We start from the raw sequence: 9,761 nt of genomic DNA, 5'->3' as shown, positions 1-9,761 counted from the left end.
CGATGCCGCTGTTGAAGCGAATTCCTACATCGATTACGCCATCAATGCTCTCAGCTAATTTACCCTGAACCCTTGATTCATCTTACCCGGAGGCAACGCCTTCGGGTTTTTGCTGTTTCTCCTAAGCAAGACTCTCTGAGCTTCTCAAAATATTTAATTACTTGATTCTCATGATTGGTCATCGTCAAGGGACTTTGAAATCAGCCGATCTTAAACTTTATTTTCAACATTGGTATCCACAAAATCATACAAAGGCGATCCTGACGATCGTTCCAGGGGTAGGTGGACACTGTGGACTCTACGAGCACATTGTTCAAACCCTCGTCCCTCACAACTATGCTATTTATTCATTTGACCTTCGAGGCAATGGTCGTTCTGAGGGACAACGGGGTTACATCAACAGATGGCAGGAGTTCCGTGATGATCTCGCAACGTTTCTGCAATGGATAACAAAGCAAGCGCCTCACTGCCCAATCTTTCTCCTAGGGCAAAGTTTAGGAGGACTAATTGTTCTAGATTATGTACTGCGTAATCCGGCAACCATGTCCCAGATTCAAGGGGTCATCGCCTTATCTCCAGCCCTCGGTCAAGTTGGAGTCTCCCCCCTAAAAATAGCCGTTGGACAACTCCTATCCCGACTATGCCCCCGATTCAGATTGCACAGTGGAATCCCCCTCAGTGCAGCATCCCGAGATCCAGTTGCCCTAGCCACCGATGCCCAAGATCCTCTTCGACATGATTGGGTAACCGCTCGTTTAGCAACCGAATTTTTGGCCACGATCGAACAGGTTCAGAACCATGCAGATCAATGGGCTTGCCCCTTATTAATTCTCCATGGCGAGGCCGATCGCGTCACCTTACCGGAAGGAAGCCGTCAATTCTTCGATGCAGTCCCCTTTTCTGATAAAGAAAAGAAAGAATATCCAGGAGCCTATCACGAGTTACAAAATGACTTGAATTATCTAACCGTTATTGCAGATTTAGAAGATTGGCTAGAACGCCATTTATCACATTAGATAACCTGATAATCAATTGAGACATAGGTGAAGATATTGAAAACGCAACTAAAAAGCACTGCAAACAAACATCAGATAAACAATCCAATCACGTCAAGAATAGAATAGCCATCGAATCAACACTTAAATTAATTAAATTGAATCAATCAACTTGAATCAATCAAACAATTCGGTAAAACAATTCAATAAAAAAGTATGGTTGTAATCATGTAGTTCGACAGGAAATTAAAGCACTAGCTCAAACCAATCACTATAGCGAATCAAAGCAGTTCGTAAATTAAAGCAAATCTTAGAAACCAGCTTGGTTGGAGAATTATTTTGCGATCGTCCCACGTTCAACCTCCCTTAAAATTTATCCCGCAATCCTTTCAACCGTGGATTTTACGATTTGTCCACCTACTACTACCCCTCACATTACGCATCAGACTACGCCGTTGGCTCCCCGCTGGCATCAACCATGTGGAAGTCATCTATCCAGAACGCTTAGCCAACGCCTATCACCAATTCCAGCAAGGTAAAATTCGCCTTCTCATCGCGGCGCGTCATCCCGAAGTAGATGATCCCCTCAGCTATCTATTTGTTCTATCCCGCACCATTCCTCAAATCGCCCAACAACAAGGAATTCCGCTGCAACGCCCCATTCATGCCCACTTTCTCTACGATCGCGGCATGACCATCTGGGCAGGTAAGTGGCTGGGATGGTTCTTTTCTCGGCTGGGCGGCATTCCCGTCCATCGAGGCAAAAGCTTAGATTTGACCGGGTTACGGGCCGCGCGGGAATTATTGCTGAATGGTCAATTCCCCCTTGCCGTTGCCCCGGAAGGAGCCACCAACGGTCACAGTCAAATTGTCAGCCCCCTAGAACCCGGTGTCGCGCAGTTGGGGTTTTGGTGCGTAGAAGACTTAGTGAAAGCCGATCGCCCAGAACAGGTTTGGATTTTACCGATCGGGATTCAGTACCATTATGCCTCTCCACCATGGCACAAATTAGACCAAGTCTTGAACCAGCTAGAACAGGATACAGGACTATCGCCTTTACTATCCCCAACCTCCATTGATTCCCCACCAGAACAAGATTTTCCGCTTCAAAAACAAGCTTATCAACGGCTTTTACGCTTGGCAGAGCACTTGATTAATCAAATGGAGAAATTCTATCGAAAATTTTATCATCAATCGATAGAAGCAAAAAAAATCACAGATTCTCACGTGAATATTGTCGATCAAGTCAACGATTTTACTCACCTACAAGCTCATTTAATTCAACGACTACAAATCTTATTAGACACGGCCTTAACCGTTGCCGAGCAACACTTTGGATTGCCCCCTGAAGGCAGTATTATCCAACGCTGTCGCCGTCTTGAAGAAGCTGGATGGAAAGTAATCTATCGCGAAGATATTGCAGGCCTGCAAACCCTCGATCCCTTTACCCAAGGGCTAGCCGACTGGGCCGCCACCGAAGCCCATCTCACCCTACGCCATATGCGCCTTGTGGAAAGCTTTGTAGCTGTGACCCAACCCTACCTACAAGCACAACTAACGGTTGAACAACTGGCAGAGCTAACATTAATTCTCTTCGATTTCGTTGCCCGGATCAAAGGAGATCGGACGCCCAAACGGCCCAAGTTAGGTTGGCGACAAACCCGCGTTACGATCGGTCAACCCATTTCCATCAGCGATCGTTGGCCCTTGTACCATCGCGATCGCGCATCTGCTAAACAAGCTGTTCAAGATCTCACCAGCGATCTCTATCAGGCCCTCGCCCAAGGCACAAGAAGCTCTGAGCAACAGTAACCGGCGATCGAGGCAGGCCCTCAAACCGCCAGAGGCCGCTCAAACCGACAAGTTTAATAAACATCGCATTTTCTAAACAATTCTTAAGGAGAATGGGCAAGCCCAGGTTAACGACCTGAAAATAGATCTTTGCACCAAAGAAATGCTACATATACATCGTTCACTGTTTACACGCAACGCTGCATTCCAGCACCCATGGCAGAATCTCTTACACCTCCGACCGTTAAACCCCAACGCCCACATTTCTCCTCTGGCCCCTGCGCAAAACGCCCGGGCTGGTCAGTGAGCAACCTTCAAGATGCCTGCGTGGGTCGCTCCCACCGCTCTGCGGATGGAAAAGCCAAGCTCGCCGAAGCCATCGATCGCTCCAAACAAATCCTCGGCATTCCCGCAGACTATCGCCTCGGGATCGTCCCAGCCTCCGACACCGGAGCCGTGGAAATGGCCCTCTGGTCGCTGCTTGGCCAGCGTCCGCTCGATATCCTAGCCTGGGAAAGCTTTGGGCAGGAATGGGTTAAAGATGTCGTCGATGAACTCAAAATCCAAGATGTGCGGCTCCTAAAAGCCCCCTACGGCAGCCTACCGGATTTAAATTCCGTCGATTTTAGCCATGATGTGGTCTTTTTGTGGAATGGCACCACCTCCGGCGTTCGAGTTCCCAATGGCGATTGGATTCCCAACGATCGCGAAGGACTAACCATTTGTGACGCCACCTCCGCCGTCTTTGCCATGGACATTCCCTGGGAAAAAATTGATGTCCTCACCTATTCCTGGCAAAAAGTTTTGGGCGGCGAAGCCCAACATGGCGTTGTCATCCTCTCGCCCCGTGCCGTCCAGCGCCTAGAAAGCTATCAACCCAGTTGGCCCATTCCCAAAATCTTCCGGCTAGCGCAGAAAGGCAAACTGATCGAAGGCATTTTCAAAGGCGACACAATCAACACCCCCTCCATGCTGTGCGTTGAAGACGTGCTCGACAGCCTCAAGTGGGCAGAAAGCCTCGGAGGACTCTCCGGCTTAATCGCCCGCAGCACCGCCAACCTGCAAGCGATCTCCCAGTGGGTGGAAAAGAGTGATTGGGCTGGGTTCCTCGCTGAAAACGCCGAAGAGCGCTCCTCCACCTCCATTTGTCTGAAAATTGTCGATGAATGGTTCACCGGTTTGAGTGCAGACGATCAAGCCGCCATCGCCAAAAAGCTGACGAAGGTATTGGAAAAAGAAGGCGTTGCCTACGACATTGCGCCCTATCGATCGGCCCCTCCGGGACTGCGGATTTGGGGCGGGGCCACCGTCGAAACCAGCGATTTAGAAGCCTTATTGCCTTGGTTAGATTGGGCCTACGCCACCGTCAAAGCCGAAGCCACCAGCTAGGCGTCAATTGCTACATCCCTCTGGGGATAGGTGCATCGGGTCTAGATGTACCTATCCCCAATTTTTATGGTTACAGAAGTATTCATTTCAGCAATCCCCTGCCCGGTGATTCAGTACAATTCAAACTATCACGCACCCTTGCATCGATCGTAAGAGCACCCATGTATATCTTGCACGGTACCTGGATTCCAGATACAGACCCGGAGTTTATTCAAACCGGGCAATTTTACCTCTGGGTAGAAACAGAAGAAAACTCCCGCAGAAGTAGCCCCGATACCCATCCTGGCCATTTACGCACCCCCGATCTCATCCCTTTTCTCTGCGAAACGCTAGCGATCAAGCCCTATAAAAACACCGCCAAAGACCTGCACAAAGCCCTCGAAGCAGATATTATTCCCCGATCGTTCCTATTGCCCACCGTCAAGAATACCCCCCTCCCCTCCTGGGAAATGGCCCGGTACCTAGAAACCGAATTGCCCGATCGCTACGAGTGGCAATACTGGGAAATTGATTGTTACGCAACCGTCTTTTATATCGACTATCAAACCAACGTCAATAACATCATTAAACTACTGAACGATTTGCATTTCCTGACGCAATATCGCCTGAGTGATGTGCAAATGGGAGCCGATCTGCTCTTTTGGTATACCTATACCCAAGGCTTCAAACAAGTGATACTGCGGGATCAATACATCCCCGCCCTAAAGTATCGATCGATCTCAGCCGCGCCCACTCCCAAAAAACGCAAAACAACCGCTAAAAAATCTGCTCCTGCCAGCCCCGAAGCCTTTGAAATCCATCCCGGCTGGGAAATCGTTTCCGAACAGTACGAAACCCTCCTGCAAACATCCATTGACCAGATGCCGCTCTTTTGCTGCACCGGATTTGTCGATCCCTCAGAACAACCCTGCTTCTACGATCGAGAAACCCTGCTGCGCCACTTTTCGGAATGTTTGCTAGACGAAATTCTGATTCACACCCCTCGACCAACTGCGCTGGAGAAAAAAATTCAGGGTACCCTACTTCATGCCTGCCTAGACCCCAGCGATCCGTGGACAACCGCCGCCGCCCTTGGACTCTACGAACAATGGCAACAATGGCGCGATCGGATCAACCAATCCCAAGCCCCAGAACACTTCAACCTTTGCTTCCAGTTGGATGACCCACAAGACCCTGACAAACCCTGGGAATTGGTGTTTCAAGCCTCTCCTAAAACCGATCCCTCCCACCGCGTTGATCTCGCCCTCTATTGGCACACCCATCCCAAAGATCGTCACCAATTAGGACTAGGCCAAGACTTTGAACAGGGTCTCCTGCTCCACCTCGGGTATGCCGCCCGCATTTATCCCAAACTCTGGGCCGGACTAGAAACCGATCGACCTAGCGAAATTACCCTCAACCTCAGCGAAGCCTTTGACTTTTTACAGGAATCGGCCTGGATTCTGGAAGCAGCAGGCTACCAAGTCCTTGTCCCCAGTTGGTGGACACCCAAGGGCAGACAACGCGCCAAAGTTCGGCTAAGGCCCCATTCCAAAGCCAGCGGCGAATCCAGTGGCTACTTTTCTGCCACCGCTCTGGCCTCCTACGATTATGAACTCGCGATCGGTGATCAAACCATTAGCGAACAGGAATGGCAACAACTGGTTAATGCCAAAACGCCTATGGTGCAATTCCGAGGACAATGGATGGTCTTAGACCAAACAAAAATGCAACAAATGCTAGAGTTCTGGAAAAAAGAACGGGAACAAAAACCAGAACTTAGCTTGATTGATTTAATGAAGTTTTCCGCAAGCAGTGACGACGACGTTGAGTTAGCAGTAGAGCACGATCGAACGCTATCAGTAATGCTGCAACGACTAAACCAGCCTACCCAGATGGAAGAAATTGCTGATCCACAAGCCTTTCAGGGGCAGCTACGGCCTTACCAACGGCGCGGCGTCTCTTGGTTAGTGTACTTAGAGAGCCTAGGACTCAACGGCTGTCTGGCAGATGATATGGGCATGGGAAAATCAGCCCAGGTCATTGCTCGCTTAGTCTACGAGCGAGAACAAGCTGCTCCAAAACCCAAAACTCGTCGCAAACAGGCTTCTGTGAACCTTGCCCCCACGCTACTGATTGCGCCCACCTCCGTCGTAGGCAACTGGGGCAAAGAGGTGGAAAAATTTGCGCCCCACCTGCGGGTGATGCTGCACCACGGAGCCGATCGCATTCGTGACAAAAAAGAGTTTAAATCCGCGATCGCTGATTGTGATATCGTCGTCACCTCCTACACCTTAGCCCGCATGGACGAAGCCCTACTCAGCGCCCAAACCTGGCACCGCATTGTCATCGACGAAGCCCAGAACATCAAAAATCCCAAAGCCGCCCAAACAAAAGCCATCCTCAAACTGCCCAGTACCCATCGCCTCGCACTGACGGGAACTCCTGTTGAGAATCGACTCATGGATCTCTGGTCAATTTTTAATTTTTTAAATCCCGGTTACCTGGGCAAAGAATCCCAGTTTCGACAGTCCTTCGAAATTCCCATTCAGAAAGACCATAACCTGACCCAGTCCCAAACCCTCAAGAAGCTCGTTGAACCCTTTATCCTGCGCCGTGTCAAAACCGATCCGGCCATCATTCAAGATCTCCCGGATAAGGTCGAACAGAAATGCTACTGCAACTTGACTAAAGAACAGGCAGCCCTCTACCAAGCGGTCGTGAAGGAAGTCAGTCAATCGATCGACCAAGTAACTGGCATTCAACGCAAGGGCATGATTTTAGCAACACTGATGAAACTTAAACAGATTTGCAATCACCCCATGCAATTTCTCCAGGACAATAGTGAATTCAGCGCCGCTCGATCGCACAAACTAGAGCGACTTTTAGAAATGGTTGAAGAAATTATGTCTGAGGGAGAAAGCCTACTGATTTTTACGCAATTTACAGAAATTGGTGAAGCCTTGGAAAAAACATTTAAGCATCAGCACTACAACACCTATTACCTACATGGGGGAACCGTTCGAGCCAAACGAGAAAAGATGATTGCCGAATTCCAAGATCCCAACACCCAACCTTCCATTTTTATTCTCTCTCTCAAAGCGGGCGGAGTAGGAATTACCCTGACAAAAGCCAACCATGTCTTCCATTACGATCGCTGGTGGAACCCCGCTGTCGAAGACCAAGCCACCGATCGTGCCTTCCGCATTGGTCAAGCCAAAAATGTATTTGTCCACAAATTCATCGCCCTTGGGACGCTGGAAGAGAAAATTGATCAAATGATTGAAGATAAGAAAAAACTGGCAGGGGCGATCGTAGGTAACGACGAAACTTGGTTAAGCGAATTGGACAATCGGGCTTTTAAACAGTTGATTGCCTTAAATCAGAAAGCGATCGTGGACTAAATCATTTTGCAGACAGTACAGAATTGGTGATCAGTAACACGATCGCTGAAGACCCAAGCAGATTCAACCTCATTCCCCATTCACCACGCTCGAGCAAACGCTAGAAAACAACCTGGAGAAAACACCATGGCTCAACAAGACGAATTCAGTCGCAACTGGTGGGGCAAACGCTTTATCGCCACATTGGAATCCTTCACCGATTCCAATCGTCTCAACCGAGGCCGCTCCTATGCCCGAGGCAATAAAGTGAAAAGTTTTACCATTCAGGAGGGGCACGTTACCGCACAAGTTAGAGGCTCCGTCAATCCCTATTTTGGCGTTTACAAAGAACCTCTCTACACCACTGAAATTGAATTTCAGCCTATCAGTGAAGCCCAGTGGGCCGCCGTCATCGCATTTATTGCCACCAAAGCCGGATTTCTCTCAAAATTAATGATGCATGAAATTCCGGAAAATATTGAAGAGCCATTTAAAACCCTGGGAATTCACCTCCTCCCTCAAAAACGATCGGACATTCAAACCCGTTGCTCCTGCCCTGACTACAGCAACCCCTGTAAGCACATTGCAGGCGTTTATTACCTGGTTGCCGCAGAACTCGATCGCGATCCCTTTCTCCTGTTTGAACTCCGGGGCATTTCCCGCGATCGCTTTCAAGCCCTGCTAGCAGAATCCCCCTTGGGCAAAGCCATGCTCCAAGAGTTGAATCGGACAACCACCCCATTAACAACACTGACCAGCTTTTACCATCGCCCGAAACTTATCCCCGCAGACACCCTCCCTAGCCCCAAGGAATTCTGGATGGGCCACCAAGGTCTGCCTAAAGCCATCGAGCCTGCTGAGCCAAGCCCAATTTCCAGCATCCTATTGAAGAAACAAGGAGATTTTCCTGCTTTTTGGGAACATCAAACCTCGTTTCTTACACTCATGGAAGAAATTTACGATCGCGTGAAAAAAAATAACCCAGATATTTTATAGCCTTAAGGTTTTCTACCGATTTTCTTGCCATTGCCTCCGCCATAATCGAAACTAAACCCCAACATGATTTAATTTGGTAATTTCCTATGTCCCTAGTTCATCATTTTTCCTTTTGGTTCACTATGATTTTTATTGTGATCCCTGTTGTTGCTTGGACACTGGGCTTTATCCTTCCTGCCGATCCAGACACCACCCAAGAGAATCAGGGTTCTTAGATTACTGGATGAGTGGCCAATTCACTGCACAAATTCAGTACAAATATCCAACTCAAAACTGCCTTCTACAGCTTGTAGAGGGCAGTTATTATTTGAGATTCAGCACCTTTCCCTAGACCATTTTTTTTGTGGATGCTATTGCAGGCATGGAACCGATCGCAGATCCCCCCGACAGCGCTTTGGAATCCGTGGCAGGAAGCGCAGTGTTAGCAGGCGTGAAACCCAGCAGCTTGTACAAAATATAATTAGACAGCAAGCTCAACCACTTAAAGGGAGCAAGTAAGTTTTTGCTCGCAATGTATAGTGCAAACCCATTGCCATCCATCTCAGGATGTTCTTTAACCCATTGCCGATCGTCCCGCCCCGTCTGAAAGGCTACCCCCCCCAACCAGACGATCGCCGCAAACGCTAATAGAATTAACAAAACAGCTAGCAAAAAGAATTGAAATAATAGGTGAAACAATCTTTTCAATGCATCCAGCAGCGTTCCCCCCGTCTTGGGATCCTGCATATCCCGCCAGAGGGCATTGATTTGATTAAGAATGGGATTATTGGTCATAGTGTTAATCTCTCTAATCGGTTAAACCTCTCGAGAAGCCAGCCCACGATCGACCTGGAACCTAGGAATCTGGGAAGCCTCAAAGACTGCATTGGGCATCTTCCCTGACGTGACTCCGCTATTATCACAAGCCACCACCAAAAGCGTACTGCGAAATTCCCAAAAAAGCACTCACCCCATCACCACGATCGGGATTCTTGATGAATTGTAAAATACTCTAAAAAATAGTCACATAAATGCTTTCTTGTTTACAAATCAAAATCAAGATTTTGCGATAGGAAGATTTCATAACTTTTGATGGACTTAGGTATAGTATTTTAAATATGAAGAAACACACATTGATATTTTAGCCAAAATTAGCTGAACTCGATACGCTGTAAGAGAGCCTCCAACTCAGAGAGAATCCAACACCTTAGGGATTTGCCAAGAAATAATATCCCCTCTTCATCCCCCC

General features: G+C 48.4%; 7 protein-coding genes. 6 read left to right on the top strand and 1 reads right to left on the bottom strand.

Annotated features, from left to right (window positions below):
- Positions 1 to 170 precede the first annotated feature (170 nt).
- The 6 genes from ACN4EG_RS26205 to ACN4EG_RS26180 all read left to right on the top strand — a co-directional run bounded on the left by ACN4EG_RS26205 (position 171) and on the right by ACN4EG_RS26180 (position 8,748).
- Positions 171 to 1,016: an alpha/beta hydrolase gene (locus ACN4EG_RS26205; RefSeq protein ID WP_431633233.1), complete on the top strand. Its 846-nt coding sequence runs from the start codon at positions 171 to 173 to the stop codon at positions 1,014 to 1,016.
- A 318-nt stretch (positions 1,017 to 1,334) separates the two neighbouring features.
- Positions 1,335 to 2,807: a lysophospholipid acyltransferase family protein gene (locus tag ACN4EG_RS26200; protein ID WP_431633232.1), complete on the top strand. Its 1,473-nt coding sequence runs from the start codon at positions 1,335 to 1,337 to the stop codon at positions 2,805 to 2,807.
- Between the two features lie 195 nt (positions 2,808 to 3,002).
- A complete protein-coding gene (locus tag ACN4EG_RS26195; protein ID WP_431633231.1) occupies positions 3,003 to 4,175 on the top strand; it encodes a phosphoserine transaminase in 1,173 nt (390 codons plus the stop codon).
- A 161-nt stretch (positions 4,176 to 4,336) separates the two neighbouring features.
- Positions 4,337 to 7,558, top strand: coding sequence for a DEAD/DEAH box helicase (locus ACN4EG_RS26190; protein ID WP_431633230.1), 3,222 nt, complete (start codon positions 4,337 to 4,339; stop codon positions 7,556 to 7,558).
- Between the two features lie 126 nt (positions 7,559 to 7,684).
- The gene (locus ACN4EG_RS26185; protein ID WP_431633229.1) at positions 7,685 to 8,533 is read left to right on the top strand and encodes an SWIM zinc finger family protein; all 849 of its coding nucleotides are present in this window, start codon (positions 7,685 to 7,687) and stop codon (positions 8,531 to 8,533) included.
- A gap of 86 nt (positions 8,534 to 8,619) precedes the next feature.
- Complete coding sequence (locus ACN4EG_RS26180; protein WP_431633228.1) at positions 8,620 to 8,748, top strand: hypothetical protein; 129 nt, start codon at positions 8,620 to 8,622, stop codon at positions 8,746 to 8,748.
- Between the two features lie 112 nt (positions 8,749 to 8,860).
- Here the strand turns inward: ACN4EG_RS26180 and ACN4EG_RS26175 are convergent, their stop codons facing one another.
- Positions 8,861 to 9,307: a hypothetical protein gene (locus ACN4EG_RS26175; protein WP_431633227.1), complete on the bottom strand. Its 447-nt coding sequence runs from the start codon at positions 9,305 to 9,307 to the stop codon at positions 8,861 to 8,863.
- Between the last annotated feature and the right edge of the window lie 454 nt (positions 9,308 to 9,761).

The sequence above is a fragment of the Alkalinema pantanalense CENA528 genome (assembly GCF_050753345.1).
GTDB lineage: Bacteria > Cyanobacteriota > Cyanobacteriia > Leptolyngbyales > Leptolyngbyaceae > Alkalinema > Alkalinema pantanalense.
This window is presented reverse-complemented; position numbering and strand designations above follow the sequence as displayed.

What these genes read in the sequence shown, in the direction of transcription:
- ACN4EG_RS26195 (WP_431633231.1), top strand. Translation starts at nt 3,003, where the DNA reads ATGGCAGAATCTCTTACACCTCCGACCGTTAAACCCCAACGCCCACAT.
- ACN4EG_RS26205 (WP_431633233.1), top strand. Translation starts at nt 171, where the DNA reads ATGATTGGTCATCGTCAAGGGACTTTGAAATCAGCCGATCTTAAACTT.
- ACN4EG_RS26190 (WP_431633230.1), top strand. Translation starts at nt 4,337, where the DNA reads ATGTATATCTTGCACGGTACCTGGATTCCAGATACAGACCCGGAGTTT.
- ACN4EG_RS26185 (WP_431633229.1), top strand. Translation starts at nt 7,685, where the DNA reads ATGGCTCAACAAGACGAATTCAGTCGCAACTGGTGGGGCAAACGCTTT.
- ACN4EG_RS26180 (WP_431633228.1), top strand. Translation starts at nt 8,620, where the DNA reads ATGTCCCTAGTTCATCATTTTTCCTTTTGGTTCACTATGATTTTTATT.
- ACN4EG_RS26175 (WP_431633227.1), bottom strand. Translation starts at nt 9,307, where the DNA reads ATGACCAATAATCCCATTCTTAATCAAATCAATGCCCTCTGGCGGGAT.